Origin of the sequence: Lysinibacillus sp. BF-4, from assembly GCF_000743635.1 — a bacterium.
Taxonomy (GTDB): domain Bacteria; phylum Bacillota; class Bacilli; order Bacillales_A; family Planococcaceae; genus Metalysinibacillus; species Metalysinibacillus saudimassiliensis.
In genome coordinates this window covers 1-17595 of the sequence record NZ_JPUW01000027.1, presented here as the reverse complement: position 1 = coordinate 17595, position 17595 = coordinate 1, and the positions used below count along the sequence as shown (strand labels likewise).

Sequence of the window (17595 nt, the reverse complement as noted above, 5' to 3'; positions counted from 1 at the left end):
TAGTGACATTTATCATATCCCACCCCATTTCTTTTTAATTCTTCAGAAAAAGCCAACAAATCGCCATAAAACCTAAAAGTGGAGAAAGGCGTTAAGCTTCGCAGGGCATTGGAGCTATTAAAAGCCAAAACGACTGTTCAACTTCAACGCAGTTGGAAAGCAGACATCGAAAGCGTTTTTTTGCTTTCTGATGACTGATTGAAACAGCGGAAGAAGTTAGTCGGGTTGGCTAGCCAACTGGGTTGAACGCGTTCTTTGCGTTCAGACACAAAAGTGAAATGACACAAGAAGCTGCCTTTCGCAACTGGATAAAACCTAAAAGTGGAGCAAAGCGTTTAACGACGTAGGCACTGGAACACGTGCAGGAAAGGCGTACTTTGGCTTTCACTGAACGGGTGAAGTGACCAAGTCGTTGCTTTGCGAAACTAGATAAACCTAAAAGTGGAGAGGGCTTGAAAGATTCGATGGATGTTGGAGGGCGCTAAATGTTGAAACAACCGCACAACCTCAACGCAGTTAAAAAGCAGCCATCAAAAGTGTTGTGTACTTTCTGTTAGCTGAAAAGCTAAAACAATAAAACAGACTCCCCCTCCCCTAACAGCATTACACTAAATTTTTTAACCTAGGCTTATAACAAAAAAGAGTGGGTAGTAATGAAGCAAAAGGATAGGTGATGATGGATGACGAAGAAAACCATAAACCCTGCACTCACCCTAGTGCTGGTCTTTTTCATTGGCATTACACTTGGCACTATGGCGCTAAAGTTGCCGTTTGCCACAACAGGCACGATTACGTGGCTAGATGCGCTATTTACCGCTACTTCTGCCATGACTGTAACAGGGCTTGTTGTACTTAGTACAGCGCACGACTTTACCGTAGTAGGGCAACTAATTATCATCACCCTCATTCAAGTAGGTGGGCTTGGCATTATGACCTTTGCCATCCTCGTATTTTTGGTGCTTGGTAAAAAAATCGGGTTAAAACAGCGCCTGACCATCCAATTTGCGCTCAATCAAACTTCGCTCACAGGCATGGTGCATTTAATACGTGTGATTTTACTGTACACCTTGTTAATCGAAGGCATTGGTACATTCGTATTAGCGTGGCGCTTTGTGCCAATGTTTGGGCTGACAAAAGGGCTGTATTACAGCGCTTTCCATGCCATTTCGGCTTTTAATAATGCGGGATTTGCGTTATGGGACGACAGTTTAGTAGCTTTTGTGCGCGACCCACTCATTGTGTTACCTATTAGCGCGCTTATTATAGTTGGCGGGCTTGGCTTTACCGTGCTGATGGACGTGCGTCACTACGCTACAAACCGCCGCCTTACGTTGCATAGTAAACTGATGCTGATTGGCACACTTATTATTACTACAGTCGCAACCGTACTACTTTTTGCGATTGAATATACACAAACATTGCCCGTAAATGAACAATTTTTTGGCGCTTATTTTCAAGCAGTCACTGCCCGTACCGCAGGGTTTAACTCCGTTGATATTGGCGGATTAGAGGACGGCTCTTTATTTATGCTTATTATACTAATGTTTATTGGGGGCGGTAGTGCTTCTACAGCAGGTGGTATTAAGCTTACTACTTTTATTGTCATTATTTGTACAACGCTTGCCTTTTTACGCTCGCGCAAAGAGGTTGTGGTGTTACGCCGCACCCTTCGCCCTGCGATTATTACTAAGGCACTCGCACTTACAACGATTAGCTTATTGTGGGTAGTGTTCGTTACATTTTGCTTAACTTTAACGGAGCATGCGCCTTTTTTAACCCTATTATTTGAAACCGTCTCTGCTTTTGGCACTGTCGGGCTATCCGTTAACTTTACGGCTGACCTCAGCATGATTGGCAAACTGCTCATTATTGCAACGATGATGCTTGGTAAGCTTGGTCCTTTAACGCTACTGTTTAGCCTTGCACAAGCAGAGCCACCAAAAATCGGCTATCCGCATGAAGATGTGGTCATTGGCTAATAAAAAAACCGCGATGCCTCACGCAACGCGGTTTCATTTATATTGTAAGCCAGTCAGGCACTGTCACATGTGCGTAAGCTGTTGGATGCAAAAGTTTACCAAGGCGCACTGCCCCTTCAATTAAACGCAGTGAAGGGCGGCAATACAAATGCTCCTCGAGTAAATGAATGGCATCTTGCTGTACAGCCGTCATTTGTGCCGCTTGTGGGCGCTTTTTAATCAGTGCTGGTTTCATTTTGTCATGCGCCACCCCAACCCATGCCATTAAAATTTTGTCAGGATCGCGCGCTACTACGGTTTCCCACGACTCTTGTAAACTTGCTTCAGCACGGTCCGCAAAAATGTTGCGTGCCCCCGCTAGCTCACTAATCTCCGTTAGCCAGTTAACCCCACCTGGTGTAAAAATCGGCTTCGGCCACCACTCCCAGTAAACCGACAGCGGGCTAACTGTTGCGGCAATCGCTTTAAGCTCTGCTACTTTTGCGTCAATTTGTGCATTAAGTACACGCGCACGCGCTGTTACCCCACACACTGCAGCTACTGCCGCTAAATCAGCCTGAATGTCCGCAAGGCTCTGCCCATTTAAAATCAAATGCGGTAGGCCTGCCGCTTCGAGTGCTTGCACATTGCGCTCCATCCCTGGCACGCTTAGTGAGGCAATCACAATATCAGGTGCGAGCGCCTTTACGCGCCCCATATTAATCGCTAAATCTGAGCCAAGCTGCGGCAACGCCTTAACACTGCTTGGATAATCCGAAAAATCATCCACCCCAACAAGCTGTTCAGTTAAACCAAGGTGTGCCACTAGCTCTGTATTACTTGGACAAATCGAAATAATTCGCATAACCTCTCCCCCTTGTGCCTTCATTTTGCGTGAGGTACTGCCTAAAAGTCAACCCACGCAAAAAAACAGCTACACCTCTAAAGGCATAGCTGTTACAGTTATTTTTTTGCCGCTTCTACATAAGCTGCGTCCCACTCAGGCGCTACTTTACGCAGTGCTACAGGGCGTAACCCGTCCTTTGTCACAAGCGCATGGACAGACGTTGCCGTTGCTGCTACCGTACCATCCTCATGTAAAATCTCATAGCCATACGTTGTACGCACACGCTCATGTTTTTCAATCCATGTACGAATCGTTACTGTTTGACCATAACGTAGTGCCGCCTTATACGAAACTTGTAAATCCATCACAGGCGAAACATAACCAATATCCTCGAGATCAGCGTAGACAAAGCCTAAATCCTTCATCAACTGTACACGCCCAACCTCCATATAAATAATATAATTGGCATGATACACCACACCCATTTGGTCTGTTTCACCGTAACGTACATCTAGTTTTGCTTCACTGCAATACATCCAATCACCTCGCTATTATTATAGCGAAAAATCTTTAGACCGTCACTTTTTTCGGCAGTGGTGGGATATCTGCTGATTTAAGTCCGTTTTCTTCTAACTGTAAAGTGACCACAGGGTAGCGCGTTGCAAATGTTGCATCCTCCACACGTTGGTTGACTACATTAACTGCGCCACTGCGCGTTAAAATACCATTGCCTGATAAATCCACACGTGAAATATTTTGGATAAGCTCGTCTGTATACGCCTTCTCTTTAGTAGATAGCGGTAACTCTGTATTTTTAATATAACGCCAAACAACATCGCGCAACATACCTTGCGCCTCAATTAAACACGTAAACTCATCCATTTTAATAACACTTAGCTTTAATGCCGCAAGCTCTTTTTGACGCGTTTGGATTAAATGCGTAGCTGTTTTTAAATGGTAGCTTAACTCTTTTGTATGATTGTCCTGCAGGCGTTGCTCTACCGCATCCCAGCGGCTCGTAACGTGCTGTTCAGCCTCTGCAATTGCTGTATAGCTTACCATCATTTTGTCAAACAACTCATGTGCATAAGCAATATCTTGATGAATCGTCGCCGCTTCGTCCGCTAATAGTGCCTCGCGTTGTTCTTGTGACATAGCATTTAAGTTAGTTGTTACTTGCTGTGCATGTTGCTCATAAGCAAGATGGGCTTTGCGGTAAGCCCCTACTGTTTGCAAGTAAGCCTCTGCCTTCATCGTAAACTCAATGACAACTTCGTCTGTTAAATACGTAGCATCCTCTAATGCTTGCAACAATTGGTACAGGGTATTAACCCCGTCAAATGCGCCTGCCGCATGTGCATAAGCTGCCTCATGCGTTGCAATTGCCGCAATGCTTTGTTGGTGCTGAGCCGTCGTTAGCATCACATTACTCTCATAATGCGTTAACTCCTCTACAGCTGTGCATAGTGGCTCACGTTTTGGTAGCAGTGATGTTTCGATTTCGAAACGCTCAAGCCACTCAATAAAGCGCAGTAAAATACGGCGTGTACGCGCTTCTTTATCACGCGCAAATTGCTCAAGCTTAGCGACTAAACTATCAAAGCGGCTTGCCTCCCAGTGTACAAGGTCTTTTGTTGTCAAATAACTTTCGATTTCGAGCGCAGCGACATAAATGACCTCGTCAAATAAATGACCATATTGCTCCTTAACCATCGTCACAAACGCGGCATTTTGTTGCTGATCTGCAATTTCATTAATAATGCAATACGGGCGCACCTCACGCTCACGTAAATGCTCAATCACACGCAGCTCCTCTGCATCAATCGCCTTATCCGGGCGAAGCACCCAAAAGATTTCGTCCACACGGTTTAATAAGGCGGGTGATAAAAAGGCTGTGCCTTCTTCTTCCTGTAATGACAATGTGTCAATGAGCGTCATTTGTTTAAGCATTGGCTCATGTAAATACACATTAATATAATCAATATGTGATTGTAATAATTTAGATGTGTAGCTTTCTGAACTTGTAAGGAGCGGCAAGCGATCTAGCGCGAAGGTCTCCTCCACATCGTCGTAAAAATAGGCCGTTACTTGCTCCTTGTCCCCGTACCGAATAAATGTGTTAGCTGTCGCAAATTCACCGCGGTTACGTGCAATAACCTCGCGTCCTACAAGGCCATTAATAATTGTCGATTTACCTGTTTCTCGGTTACCAATAAATAAAATAAGTGTTTCACTACGTGCATCATCAATAATTTTACGCAGTTGGCGCTTAGTTTCACCAATATATGTATTAGTTGCGATGGTTTGCGAAACTTGGTCGAGCTTATCCGCAAGCTCTGGTAAAATCTCATCCCAAAATTGTTGTGTTGGCATGTGAGTGGCTCCTTTCCATTACAAAAAAATAACCTCTAATAGTAGTGTTTGCGCTATTAGAGGTGTATTCATTCAATTAGTTATATCGGCTTGTTTTCTAAATTATTTACCCTAGCTGACTAGAAATTTTGAATTGTTTCGTCAAGTTTCGACGCTGATGCTTCAAGCGCCTCTGACGAATCGTTCATTGAGGTGATAACTTCGGATAAGCTAGTAATTTGCTGGGCCACCGCGTCAAAGTCACCAATGGTTTTAGTGACGCGTGTTGAGATGACATCAAATGAGGATGTCAGCTTCTCGTTTTCTGCTTTACCTTCATTTACTAACACTTGAATATCACGAATGGCCTCAACAACACCAACGGTTACTGTATTGGACTCCTCAATCAATGTAGCAATTTGCTCAACGGACGATTTGGTTTGGTCAGCCAACTTACGCACCTCATCAGCTACTACCGCAAAGCCCTTGCCATGGTCGCCTGCACGCGCTGCTTCAATGGCTGAGTTAAGCGCCAGTAAATTGGTTTGATTTGCAATACTTTTAACGATTTCAATTACATCTTTAATTTCAGAGGAAGATGTATTAAGCGCTTGCACCATCGCAGACATCTCCTGCGTTTTATCGTGAATCACTTGCGTTTGATTGCTTAAGTGTTGCATTTGCGTGTACCCTTTTTGCGAAGCGTTTTTTGTTTCTTCGGCATCTACAATACTTGTTTGCACATTGGCCTCTACTTCAAGCGTATTTTGCATAAGCTCTGCTACCGCATTAGCTGTCGAACGTGACTGCTCCTCTAAATGACCTGACACTGAGCCAAGCTCCTCACGTACGCGTTGGTTAACCTCTTGTTGCTTATCCTTAACTAATTGTTCAGAAAACTTGTCGTACTCTTCAAGCACAAGCTGTTGCTCAAAGTTACATAATTTACCTAATGAGTGAATGAGCTTAAGTTTAATATCTAACGCCTCATCGAGCGCTAAAATCACTTTACGCACATCTACCTCTAGGCGTTGAAAGGCCGCTAAATACCATTTTGGGTACAGCCCAATATGCACATGTACACGAGCGACATTACGACGGACTGAAATATACTCCTCGTCTATGCGTCCCGTAAACATTTGCTTAATATGCTCCGTTAACGTTTGGCGCAGGCGGCTAGTTGAGCTGTTTTGTTGAATAATGGCACGTAAATGCGGCACGCGCTCAATTGATTCGTAAAAATTACCGACTACATCGTCAATATTTTGCGTGATGGTAGGTTGGATAGAGCGCATTAAGCACAGATCCTCACGCGCTAGCTCAATAATATCAAGCTGTAACGCGTAATCACCGCCCTTAATAAATATCCCGACATATCTGCATGGTCCAGTTTTAGTTGAGAAGGACCAGTTTTCTTCTTTTTGATGAACAACCACATACACCTCTTTTGACTTTCCACATTTTATATTACTATTCTACCATAATTTATACAATCACTTTGCTTTTGCACAAGTCTGTATCATATAAATTGCCTTGTCATACTCACACCTTTGCCTTATTTCAGTCAAAATTACATACCATAAAACCCAGTAAGATGATGCTAATTACCTTATATGTATGCATGCCATGCATAAAGTTATGTCTGCCATTACTTACTATACTACAGCATATGGTTAATTGGCTAAGTATAAAGATATAGAAAAACAAGTGGGAACATTTTCACTGTTCCCACTTGTTTTTAGTAGCCGTAATCGAGGTCGTATAAACGTCGATAGCGTGTATTATTTTCGAGCAATTGTTGGTGAGTGCCTAGCATGGCGATTTCGCCGTCATCCATAAATAAAATACGGTCCATCTGCTCAATGCCTGTTAAATGGTGCGTTACCCAAATAACCGTTTTGTCCGAAAGGCTCGCTAGCATATCTTCCATCAGCATGCGCTCAGTAATAGGATCAAGCCCAACGGTTGGCTCATCTAGCACAACAATTGGTGTATCCTTTAGCAAAATACGGCTCAAAGCAATGCGCTGGCGCTCCCCACCAGAAAAGCGCTGCCCTGTTTCCTCCATTTGTGTTTTGAGTTGCTGAGGTAGGCTGTCAATATACGGTGCTAAGCCCACACGCGCTACAACTTCAGCTACTTCCTCACTCGTAGCATCTTGACGCCCTAAACGAATGTTATTTTCGACAGTTGTCGCAAAAAGGTACGGTTTTTGGTTAAGCACACTTGCTACATCATAAATGCCTTCACCAATACGCGGTGTTGCGACCTCACCAATGGTTACCTCACCTGACGTTGCCGTTAAGTTACCTAGTAGCAGTTGCATAAGCGTTGATTTACCTGCACCACTTTTACCGAGAATGGCGATTTTTTCGCCTGGGGCAATGTTAAGTGAAATATTGCGTAGCGCTGGTTGCTCACTCCCTGGGTAGGTGTAGCTAACATTTGTAAATGAGATGGTGCTATCCGTTGGCACTTGCTCTGTCGCACGCGGCGCAACGGTTTGCTGTTGCATTGCATCAATGCGCTGTAAGGACGTTTTATAAACGGGTACACGCTCTACAGCGTGCGAAATTGGGATAATCCCTTCAACAATCGGCATCACAGCGAGCGTAAAGGCGGCAATATACGTTGGCATAATATGCCCAACACTTGCTTCATAACCTGCCCAAAGCCCAACTACAATAACAATGACACCTGTTAAGAGCTGCAACTGAAAGGCACGGTCTTGTTGCCAAAAATCTAGCTTACTCTCTGCCGCATCACTCGCTTGTGCTTGTTTACTAAAGCGCTGCGTAAAGGTTTGCTTGCGCCCACTAATTAACCAGTCTTGCACACCAAAAATGGCGTCTGTAAAATCACGGTAAAGTGCGCTATGCTGTGCTTTAGCCGCCGTTTGGTACTTTTTCATACGGTACAGTGACCATAATGGGTAAACAAAGGCAATGATGCCAAGCAAGAAAAAGAGCACTAAAGCAAACGGCACACTCACTGCTGCCACGCCACCTACCGCAAATAATAAAACAAAGAGCCCAATCAATGTAGGAAAGACGGTACGAATATAGGCGTCCTGTAAATGCTCAATATCATCGGCTAATGCACCGAGTAAATCACCTGTTGTAAAACGCTCACGAATAAATAAAGCTTGCGGCTCTAGTGCATGGTAGAGCTTAACGCGCATATCTGACAGCACTTTAAGCACCGCATTATGCCCGATTAAACGCTCCACATAACGAAATACTGCGCGTGAAATACCAAAGGTGCGTACCGCTACAATTGGCACGTACACGAGTAAAATCGTTTCAGGTCGCTCAGAGGTGCGGGTAATTAAATAGCCCGACACAAAGGACAGCATCGCAGCTGATAATAGCGCGAGCGTACCCATTAGCACCGTCACAGCCATCACTTTGCTGTATTTTTTTAAATAGGGAATAATATACGCTTTTGCGTAGCTCATGCGCTCACTCCTCGCTGTGCCTGACGTAGGGCAACATAGGCACCCTTTTTCGCTAATAGCTCGTCGTGCGTGCCTTGTTCGACAATTTGCCCTTGATCAAGCACCACGATATAATCCATGTTTTGCATCCAGTGCAGACGATGTGTCGCAAAGAATACGGTCTTGCCTTCAAGCATTGGCACAATAATTTCTTTAATATCGTGCTCGGTTTCGATATCTAAATGAGCGGTTGGCTCGTCAAATAATAATAGCGGTTGTTGTTGCAAAAGCGTACGCGCTAAGGCGATACGTTGCTCCTCACCACCACTTAACACGCGCCCACCTTGCCCAATCACTTCATTAAACTGTGCAGGAAAACTCATAATTAATGAGTAAAGCCCAACGGTTTTTGCCGCTTCGATTACCGCTTGCTCACTTGCTTGTGGCGCATAAAAGCGGATATTATCTAACACACTCGCCGAAAAAATTGTCGGGTGCTGTGGTACATACGAGATTTGCTGACGCCACCCATCTTGCGTAAAGACAGCGGGTGCGCCGTCTACTACTGTTTGCCCTGTCGTTGGCACAAAACCAGCTAACGCTTGTATGAGCGTAGACTTACCTGCACCTGAACTACCGACAATACCAATTTTTTGTGCGCCTGTTGTGGTTAAGTTAATGCCTTGTAAAATGGCACGTCCCTCGTCACCAGCTACCCCTACATCCTGCAATGCAATAGATGAAGCGGCATGTAGTTTAGCTACCGCACCTTCATTCGTTGTACGCGGCGTTGCTAAAATGGCGCGGATTTCGTTACCTGCATCTTGACCATCCACCGTTGCGTGGAAGTCATTACCTAACTCACGCACAGGCGTAAAGTACTCAGGTGCTAAAATTAATACCGCAAGCGCCATCTCAAGCCCTACCCCACCATTAATTAAGCGGAAGCCTAGCTCTACTGCCACAATGGCTACTGACAAACTCGCAAAAAAATCGAGCGCAAAAGATGATAAAAAGGCATAGCGCAATGCGCGGTTTGTAGCAATGCGGTATTTATTGCTGACGGTTTCAATCGCTTTTTCGTGCGATTTACTGCGTCCTAAATATTTTAACGTTACTAAGCCACGTAAAGAGTCTACAAAGTGGCGGGATAGTAAGCGATACGTTTCCATTTGATCGTCGATACGGCGCTTAGACACAATACCGATTAAAATTAAAAATAAAATCAATACAGGTAGCACAATAACTAAAATGACACCTGATAAAATATCTTTTGTAAAAACAAACAGCACAACAATGGCTGGAATGACCGCCATAGCGGTAACACGCGGAATAAATAACTCTAAATACTTACGAAACTTAGGTATACCTTCAATTGTCAGCGTCACTAAATTACCTGAGCCGTGCTGACCAACGGCTTGTGGCCCTAATTCAAAAATTTGTTCAACTAATTGTTCCCGAAATGCATGCGCCGTACGTTCAGCAAAACGATAGCTTACACGCTCCTTTGCCCATTGCAATGTGTGTCGAATGACATGTGCAAGGAAAAAAAGAGCAAATGACACGGAAACGTCAGTAAATGACGCTCCGTGAAACATTTGCGTAATCGCTTTTGCTAAAAATAAGGCTTGCGTAATAATCGCTACCGTTTGTGCTACTGTAAGCGCACCAACGATGGCTAATACACGTTTACTGCCATCATATTGCAAAAGGTTTTTATCCATTAATAGCCTACTTCCTCTCGGTCACCCGTAATACGTTTGCGGAAGATGTAATACGTCCACGCTGTATATCCTAATACAATCGGAACCATCGTAATCGCCACATACGTCATAATTTTTAACGAGTAGTCGCCTGATGCTGCTGCATATACCGAAATATTATTTGCTACATCTGTCGAGCTAATTAACACGTTAGGGAATAGTCCTACAAAGAAGCTTGATACTGTAATCACAAATAGTAAGCCTGTCATTGTAAAGCTAAGTCCCTCTTTTTGTTTGGTCATAAAGAAGAATAGTGCTACATATAATACTGCCGCTACCGCAAACATTGGCACAATTAAGCCGCCTAGTTTGCCTTCCGTAGCTGTTGTTTCCGTTACTGTCATCACCATAAAGGCAATAAGTAACACACCTGTAACAGCATATGTTTTTTTAGCTTGTGCATGCGCACGCGCACGAATGTCGTCCACTGTTTTTAGTGTGATGAAGAATAAACCGTGCAAGTAAGATAATGCTACAAATAGTAGACCACCAATGACTGTATAAACGTTAACAATGTCGCCAAAGAAGCTAGCGTGAATGTTCATGTCACCGTCAATTGGTAAGCCGCGTAACATACTTGTAAATAATACACCTACTAAAAATGGTGGCAAAATACTACCAATGAGTAAAGCCGCATCCCATGTTGCGTGCCACGCTTTTGACTCGCCCTTCTCGCGGAACTCAAACGATACACCGCGCACAATTAACGCAAGTAATAATAGTACGAAAGGTAAGTAATACCCACTAAATACTGAAGCATACCAGTGTGGGAAGGCCGCAAACATTGCGCCCCCCGCTGTAATTAACCATACTTCGTTTGCGTCCCAAACTGGCCCAATTGTTTTAATTAATAACTCTTTTTCGTGAGGGTTTTTCGCTAAAAAGCGCGTACTCATCCCAACACCAAAGTCAAAGCCCTCTAAAAACATAAACCCTACAAATAATACACCAATAAGTAAAAACCAAAATTCACTTAATGCCATTAGTGAGCGCCTCCTGTCTCAAATGGATCGGTTGCCGAAACATCTTCCTCTTTTGGCTCCTCTGGCCCGCGTTTAATCACTTTAAGGAATAGTAATACCATAATTACACCTAAGATTGCATAAATTGTAGAGAAGGCAATCAGTGAGAATAAAATTTGCCCTGCTGATACGTTAGGTGAAATCGCTGTTTCTGTTAACATTAAACCGTTTACTACCCAAGGTTGACGACCAATCTCTGACATAATCCAACCAAATGAGTTAGCAATGTACGGGATAAAGATCGCTGCGATTAACGCTTTTAACATCCAAGGTTTTGCGTCAATCTTTTTGCGCCATGATAGTAATAAGCCAAGACCTGCAATGACAATCAATAGACCGCCAGTACCCGCCATAATACGGAAGCTCCAAAATACCGTTTTAACTGGTGGGATGTAAGAGCCCTCACCATGCTCTTCAATTAATTTTGCCTCTAAGGTATCCATACCCTCAACCTTACCTGAGAACTCGCTATACGCTAAGTAACTTAATAAGTAAGGAATATCGACACGCGCTGTACTTTCGCGGTTTTCGACATCAATGTTAGCAAATAATGTCCAAGCTGCTGGGTCACCACTATCTTCCCATAGCGCCTCTGCTGCCGCCATTTTCATTGGCTGTGCGTGCATAAGGTAAGTTGCTTGTGAGTGACCTGAAAAGGCAATTGCCACTGAAGCGGCTAAACCAATCACAAGGCCGACATTTAATGAACGTTTATATAAGTTTAAATCACGTTTCTTTAAAATATTCCAAGCGCTGACACCTGCTACAAAAAATGCGCCCGTCGCTAAACTTGCAAAAATCGTATGTGGAAATGCTACCCACAGTTTTTCATTTGATAATAGTGCGACAACGTCGTTCATTTCGGCACGACCATTTTGCAATGTATACCCTACTGGGTTTTGCATAAATGAGTTAGCGACTAAAATCCAAAATGCTGATAACATCGTACCAATTGATACTAACCAAATTGACATTAAATGAATGCCCTTTGGTACTTTGTTCCATCCAAAAATCCAAATACCAATAAATGTTGACTCTAAGAAGAATGCCAGTAATGCCTCAACTGCAAGTGGTGCCCCAAAAATGTCACCTACAAATCGTGAGTACTCTGACCAGTTCATCCCAAATTGGAATTCCTGAATAATACCTGTTACTACGCCGACAGCGAAGTTAATTAAGAAGAATATCCCCCAAAACTTCGTCATCTTCAAATATACTTCGTCTTTCTTTACAACATACATTGTCTGCATTACCGCAATAATGAACGCTAGTCCAATTGATAGCGGAACGAAGATAAAGTGAAACAATGTTGTTGAAGCAAATTGAAGTCTTGCTAATAATACTTCTTCCATTTTATAAAAGCTCCTTTCGCTTTTTCCTCAGCTCTATTCTTATGTTACGCTTTTTTTTAACATAAATCGTGAACTTTGTGCGAACTACCTGTTACAAATCTGTTACATCCGGACTTTTTTGTGATAAAACAGACACATTCGCTGTTTACACAATGGACACATTTCACTACAACCTCTTGTCATTTACTTACTATTGACTAGCAATTAAGGCATAAATAAAAGAGCGTACTACTAATTATCTTAGCAGGCGCTCTAATTCAACTATGTAACTCATTATCAATACGGACTAAAAAATCGCCTATTTTCTCATTACGTACAACGAGCGCTGCCAAATGATCATAGGGCGTTTCCTCTTCATTTATAATCACGAGTGTAGCACCGTGCTTGTAAGCAAGTAAAGGAAATTGATTGGCGGGTGATACCGAAAGTGACGACCCTAGCACAATGAACACGTCAGCCGATTCGCTTTGCTTGACAGACTGTAGTACAACAGAGTGGTCGAGCATCTCCCCAAATAATACAACGGAAGGACGCAAAGTACCCCCGCAGGTACAATAATATGCACGTTTTTCGTACATCATGTTGCTATATTCCTTTTGGCAACTTTGGCAATGCACTGTGCGTAATGTGCCATGTAACTCTAAAACATCTGATGAATTTGCGGCTGTATGAAAACCGTCAACATTTTGTGTAATTATTGTGTCGATGATACCCTCGGCTTGCCACTTGGCTAAAATATGATGCCCTTTATGCGGCTCACACCCTGTTACACCTTGTACACGGGTGCGATAAAACTCAAAAAATTGCTCCACATTATCATTTAATGCGGCAACGGATGCAATGCGCTGCGGATTGGTTTGTTGCCACAGCCCATCACTTGATCTAAAATCAGGCAATCCGCTTTCGGTTGACATCCCTGCGCCCGTAAAAACGACGACAGATTTTGCCTCTTGTAATAGTTTTGCTAACATCTACATGCCCCCTGCTAAAAATTTCGTTAGTTTTTCTTTGTGTTCAGGCTCACATACCACAGTAATGTCGTCGCCAACCTGAAACGTGAAGTCTGGTCCTGGTGAAATAAACTCGCGTGCATTACGCGTCACGGACAAAATGGTTGCATTGGTATGTCGCCAAAACTGCGTTGACGCGACAGAGCGCCCAATAATGGCGGATTGCTGCGTTAACGTGTAACGCAATACATCCTTGGTGGTATGCTGCTCTAAGCCAATCGCATATTCCATATACATATCTAAATAAAGGTTAAGCTCCTTTTCAATCGCCTGCTTCTTTTGCTGTAACTTTGCAATTTTCTCGCGGATTTCTTGAAAGTTTTGCTTCGTTCGGTACTGCTGTAAAAAGGCATAGGCCTGTTCACGTGATTCGATATAAATGCCGCTTTTGTCATACACCTTTACAACGTTCATTTCACTTAATAGGCTTGTTGCACGGCGCACCGTTTCAGGTGACACCCCGTACTGCCCAGCTAAGGTTGAGCGCCCGCGTACCTTTTCGCCAATGGCTAGCTCGCCGCGGTAAATACGCTCCGCTAAGTCCATCGCAATTTTGATATAACGTGGTGAAGTCATAAACGCCTTCCTTTCTTATCCAACTACCAACTTAATTATAGCATAAGAGTTGCTAGCGAGAAAAAAGAAAGCATTTCGCAGATAATCATAGTATAATCAAAGAAAAAAGGCGGTGTTTGCCCATGGCGCTTAATCCTTTAATCACAATGGTGACAGATGACGAAACGACATCTTATAAAATGAAGACGTATGATATTACTGTTAAGGCACACCAATCTACAGGTATTGTGCCCGTTACAACGTACTGGCTAGGCGATGAAGACATGACGAGTGCTGTGCTAAAGTTGCGCCTTAGCCCGCAATCTCCTTCGAGCTATGTAGAAGATTATGACGCGTGGCAAAGCATGCTATTTGCTAAGGAGCAACGTGCCATTCAAGAGCTGTATGAGTTTGCTACCATTGAGCCAACACTCACAAAACCGTACCAACGCATCCTGTGGCCAATTGTACTTATGACAGTTGTATTAGCCCCTATAATTTTAGTTGCCCTACTGAAGTAGGCTTGACAGCGCTTTGCTTTTCGGGCATTCTAGTATAAAGCGAGTTAAAGATTAGTACGTAGCAACGGCGTGGTAAGAGAGCGATATTCATCGGCTGCAAGATATCGTACATAGCCCCTACCGAACCTACTTTAACATTAAGCCCTACTCATACTAGGCGCGGTCTCGGCGTTATAGAGCATTAAGTGGAGCTAAGTATAGCTCAATTTAGGTGGTACCACGGAAAGTAACCCTTTTCGTCCTAGTTATAGGGCGAGGAGGGTTTTTTTGTTTAGGAGGAAAAAACCATGACCATGAAACGAATTGTTGTAAAAATTGGCAGTAGTTCATTAACGAATGCCAAGGGTGAGCTTGATTACACCCAAATTGATGACCATGTACGTGCCATTGCGACTTTAAAGCAAGCAGGCTATGAGGTCTTACTCGTATCTTCAGGTGCTGTAGCAGCAGGCTTTCATAAGCTTGGCTACCCTACACGTCCTGTAACCGTTAAAGGCAAACAAGCAGCAGCTGCTGTAGGGCAAGGCTTGCTTATTCAGCTTTACCATGAGCGCTTTGCGGCATTTGGCATTACACCTGCACAAGTATTACTGACACGCACAGACTTTTTAAGCAAAGAGCGTTATAAAAATGCCTATGCTACATTTGAGGTGTTGCTAGAGCGCGGTATTATACCGATTATTAACGAAAACGATACCGTCTCTGTAGAGGAGCTAACGTTTGGGGATAATGATATGCTGTCGGCACTCGTTAGCGGGCTGGTACACGCAGACCAATGCATTATTTTAACGGATATTAACGGGCTGTATACCGCTAACCCAACAAAAGATCCTACTGCAACACAAATCCCTAACTTAAGCGCCATTACCGACGAAATGCTCGGCTATGCGGATAATACAGGCTCATCTGTTGGCACAGGCGGCATGTCCTCTAAATTATTAGCAGCAAAACGCGCACTTGACGCTGGCGTTAAAGTATTTATTGGGCGTGGCAACGGCTCACATAAATTGTTAGAAATTTTAGACGGCAAGGGTGACGGCACGTATATTGAGCACGACGAGCTAGCTTTTGTTACAAATGACAAGCAGTGGATTACCCTAGCCGAAACAAAGGGACATATTTATGTCGATGCTGGCGCTGAAAATGCGCTACTCTTTAACGGCAAAAGCTTACTGCCTGCTGGTATTTTACGCGTAGAGGGCGACTTTAAACGCCATGACGTGGTAGAAGTACACGGCACAACGGGCTTACTAGGACGCGGTGAAGTATTGTATACACCAACAGAACTTGCACAAGCCATTGGCAAGCGCACAGACGAAATCGACAACTACCCGATTGAGGTCATTCACCGTAATCGCTGGGTAGCTAACGAACAGGAGGAAGTATTATGACAAACGAAGTAGTACAAAAGGGCAAGCTAGCCAAAAAGGCAAGCTATATCATGAACACAAAATCAACCGAAAAGAAAAATGACGCACTTGCGTTAATCGCCAAGCAACTCGAAACAGATAGCGCCCATTTAATAGAAGAAAACCAAAAAGATATTGCCAGCGGTAAAGAAAAAGGGCTCGATAGCGCTGTCCTTGACCGCATTTTACTTACGGAAGCACGCGTCCAAGCCATGGCTGATGCCGTACGCTTATTAGTAAACTTACCTGACCCAATCGGCGAAACGCTCGAAACCATCAACAAAGACAACGGCATTACCATTACTAAAAAGCGCGTACCTCTTGGCGTGATTGGCATGATTTACGAAGCTCGCCCAAATGTAACGATTGATGCGGCAACACTAGCGCTCAAAACAGGCAACGCTGTCATTTTACGCGGTAGCTCATCCGCTAAATACTCTAACACGGCACTGGTCCAAACAATTCATAAAGCACTTGCACAAAGCGATTTACCTGTAGAGGCGGTACAACTTATTGAAGATACAAGCCGCGAAACAGCCGCTCACTTGTTTAATTTAACCGAATATTTGGATGTTTTAATCCCACGTGGTGGCAAAGGCTTAATTGACCTTGTAGTGCGCGAGTCAACCGTACCTGTACTCGAAACAGGCGCAGGCAACTGCCATATTTATGTAGAGGATAGCGCGGATGTGGCCATGGCTAAAACGATTACCGTAAACGCTAAAACTCAGCGTCCTTCTGTATGTAATGCCATGGAGAGCCTTGTTGTCCAGCAAGGCTTTATGACAAATCACGGCGCAGATTTACTACAACACTTAGCAGACGCTGGCGTTACGATTATTGGCGATGCAAAAGCGTGTGCCGTATTCCCTGCTGCCATCTTAGCAACGCCAGACGACTTTACGACAGAGTATTTGGATTTAACTGTGAGCGTACAAACCGTAGCGGACGTCTACGAAGCTATCAACATTATTAACGCTAACAGCACGCACCACTCTGAAGCCATTATCACAGCGGATCAACAAGCAGCCGACGTATTTTTAACTAATATTGACTCAGCTGCGGTTTACCATAACGTCACAACCCGCTTTACCGACGGCTTTGAATTTGGCTACGGTGCAGAAATCGGCATTAGCACTCAAAAACTTCATGCGCGTGGCCCAATGGGACTACCTGCCCTCACAACAACAAAATACATCATTACAGGCAATGGTCAAATCAGACAATAACACAAAAGGAGGCGTAGCACATAAGCTACCCTCCTTTTTGTTTTAATTTTCTGTTTATTGTACGCAAGCCGATTAAAATTTGGTATAGTAGAAACACTTTACTATAATAGAGAGGTGACGTATTGAATTTATCCGCAATGC

14 protein-coding genes are annotated in these 17595 nt (G+C 43.8%); 4 read left to right on the top strand and 10 right to left on the bottom strand.

The annotated features are described in order from the left end of the window. Nucleotides 1-680 precede the first annotated feature (680 nt). Nucleotides 681-1979 carry a TrkH family potassium uptake protein gene (locus CH76_RS09315; protein WP_036145326.1) on the top strand — a complete coding sequence of 433 codons (1299 nt, stop codon included), beginning with the start codon at nucleotides 681-683 and terminating at the stop codon, nucleotides 1977-1979. A 37-nt stretch (nucleotides 1980-2016) separates the two neighbouring features. Here CH76_RS09315 and CH76_RS09310 read toward each other — a convergent pair whose 3' ends face one another. The 10 genes from CH76_RS09310 to CH76_RS09265 all read right to left on the bottom strand — a co-directional run bounded on the left by CH76_RS09310 (nucleotide 2017) and on the right by CH76_RS09265 (nucleotide 14316). Next, the gene (locus tag CH76_RS09310) at nucleotides 2017-2823 is read right to left on the bottom strand and encodes a cobalamin-binding protein (protein ID WP_036145324.1); all 807 of its coding nucleotides are present in this window, start codon (nucleotides 2821-2823) and stop codon (nucleotides 2017-2019) included. Nucleotides 2824-2921: 98 nt separating this feature from the next. Further along, nucleotides 2922-3341, bottom strand: a complete 420-nt coding sequence (locus CH76_RS09305) for a thioesterase family protein (protein WP_036145322.1) — start codon at nucleotides 3339-3341, stop codon at nucleotides 2922-2924. A gap of 34 nt (nucleotides 3342-3375) precedes the next feature. Next, the gene (locus CH76_RS09300; RefSeq protein ID WP_036145320.1) at nucleotides 3376-5178 is read right to left on the bottom strand and encodes a dynamin family protein; all 1803 of its coding nucleotides are present in this window, start codon (nucleotides 5176-5178) and stop codon (nucleotides 3376-3378) included. Between the two features lie 119 nt (nucleotides 5179-5297). Then, the gene (locus tag CH76_RS09295) at nucleotides 5298-6593 is read right to left on the bottom strand and encodes a globin-coupled sensor protein (protein WP_051910299.1); all 1296 of its coding nucleotides are present in this window, start codon (nucleotides 6591-6593) and stop codon (nucleotides 5298-5300) included. 302 nt (nucleotides 6594-6895) lie between these two features. Further along, complete coding sequence (gene cydC / locus CH76_RS09290) at nucleotides 6896-8614, bottom strand: thiol reductant ABC exporter subunit CydC (RefSeq protein WP_036145318.1); 1719 nt, start codon at nucleotides 8612-8614, stop codon at nucleotides 6896-6898. Further along, entirely contained in the window at nucleotides 8611-10317 is a 1707-nt protein-coding gene (gene cydD / locus CH76_RS09285; protein WP_036145316.1) for a thiol reductant ABC exporter subunit CydD, read from the bottom strand. Before cydD ends, cydC begins: the two co-directional genes overlap by 4 nt. Then, nucleotides 10317-11339, bottom strand: a complete 1023-nt coding sequence (gene cydB, locus CH76_RS09280; RefSeq protein ID WP_036145315.1) for a cytochrome d ubiquinol oxidase subunit II — start codon at nucleotides 11337-11339, stop codon at nucleotides 10317-10319. Before cydB ends, cydD begins: the two co-directional genes overlap by 1 nt. Continuing rightward, nucleotides 11339-12730, bottom strand: a complete 1392-nt coding sequence (locus tag CH76_RS09275; protein WP_036145314.1) for a cytochrome ubiquinol oxidase subunit I — start codon at nucleotides 12728-12730, stop codon at nucleotides 11339-11341. The genes cydB and CH76_RS09275 overlap by 1 nt, the downstream gene beginning before the upstream one ends. Before the next feature lie 257 nt (nucleotides 12731-12987). Then, a complete protein-coding gene (locus CH76_RS09270; RefSeq protein ID WP_036145313.1) occupies nucleotides 12988-13701 on the bottom strand; it encodes an NAD-dependent protein deacylase in 714 nt (237 codons plus the stop codon). Next, the gene (locus tag CH76_RS09265; RefSeq protein ID WP_036145312.1) at nucleotides 13702-14316 is read right to left on the bottom strand and encodes a TrkA C-terminal domain-containing protein; all 615 of its coding nucleotides are present in this window, start codon (nucleotides 14314-14316) and stop codon (nucleotides 13702-13704) included. It abuts the gene before it with no gap. Between the two features lie 122 nt (nucleotides 14317-14438). Here CH76_RS09265 and CH76_RS09260 point away from each other — a divergent pair, with 122 nt between their 5' ends. The 3 genes from CH76_RS09260 to CH76_RS09250 all read left to right on the top strand — a co-directional run bounded on the left by CH76_RS09260 (nucleotide 14439) and on the right by CH76_RS09250 (nucleotide 17454). Then, on the top strand, nucleotides 14439-14816 hold the full coding sequence (locus CH76_RS09260; RefSeq protein ID WP_036145311.1) for a hypothetical protein: 378 nt from the start codon (nucleotides 14439-14441) through the stop codon (nucleotides 14814-14816). A gap of 287 nt (nucleotides 14817-15103) precedes the next feature. Beyond that, the gene (proB, locus tag CH76_RS09255) at nucleotides 15104-16207 is read left to right on the top strand and encodes a glutamate 5-kinase (RefSeq protein ID WP_036145310.1); all 1104 of its coding nucleotides are present in this window, start codon (nucleotides 15104-15106) and stop codon (nucleotides 16205-16207) included. Next, nucleotides 16204-17454: a glutamate-5-semialdehyde dehydrogenase gene (locus CH76_RS09250; protein WP_036145309.1), complete on the top strand. Its 1251-nt coding sequence runs from the start codon at nucleotides 16204-16206 to the stop codon at nucleotides 17452-17454. Before proB ends, CH76_RS09250 begins: the two co-directional genes overlap by 4 nt. Nucleotides 17455-17595: the final 141 nt, after the last annotated feature.

What these genes read in the sequence shown, in the direction of transcription:
- CH76_RS09315 (WP_036145326.1), top strand. Translation starts at nt 681, where the DNA reads ATGACGAAGAAAACCATAAACCCTGCACTCACCCTAGTGCTGGTCTTT.
- CH76_RS09310 (WP_036145324.1), bottom strand. Translation starts at nt 2,823, where the DNA reads ATGCGAATTATTTCGATTTGTCCAAGTAATACAGAGCTAGTGGCACAC.
- CH76_RS09305 (WP_036145322.1), bottom strand. Translation starts at nt 3,341, where the DNA reads ATGTATTGCAGTGAAGCAAAACTAGATGTACGTTACGGTGAAACAGAC.
- CH76_RS09300 (WP_036145320.1), bottom strand. Translation starts at nt 5,178, where the DNA reads ATGCCAACACAACAATTTTGGGATGAGATTTTACCAGAGCTTGCGGAT.
- cydC (WP_036145318.1), bottom strand. Translation starts at nt 8,614, where the DNA reads ATGAGCTACGCAAAAGCGTATATTATTCCCTATTTAAAAAAATACAGC.
- cydD (WP_036145316.1), bottom strand. Translation starts at nt 10,317, where the DNA reads ATGGATAAAAACCTTTTGCAATATGATGGCAGTAAACGTGTATTAGCC.
- cydB (WP_036145315.1), bottom strand. Translation starts at nt 11,339, where the DNA reads ATGGCATTAAGTGAATTTTGGTTTTTACTTATTGGTGTATTATTTGTA.
- CH76_RS09275 (WP_036145314.1), bottom strand. Translation starts at nt 12,730, where the DNA reads ATGGAAGAAGTATTATTAGCAAGACTTCAATTTGCTTCAACAACATTG.
- CH76_RS09270 (WP_036145313.1), bottom strand. Translation starts at nt 13,701, where the DNA reads ATGTTAGCAAAACTATTACAAGAGGCAAAATCTGTCGTCGTTTTTACG.
- CH76_RS09265 (WP_036145312.1), bottom strand. Translation starts at nt 14,316, where the DNA reads ATGACTTCACCACGTTATATCAAAATTGCGATGGACTTAGCGGAGCGT.
- CH76_RS09260 (WP_036145311.1), top strand. Translation starts at nt 14,439, where the DNA reads ATGGCGCTTAATCCTTTAATCACAATGGTGACAGATGACGAAACGACA.
- proB (WP_036145310.1), top strand. Translation starts at nt 15,104, where the DNA reads ATGACCATGAAACGAATTGTTGTAAAAATTGGCAGTAGTTCATTAACG.
- CH76_RS09250 (WP_036145309.1), top strand. Translation starts at nt 16,204, where the DNA reads ATGACAAACGAAGTAGTACAAAAGGGCAAGCTAGCCAAAAAGGCAAGC.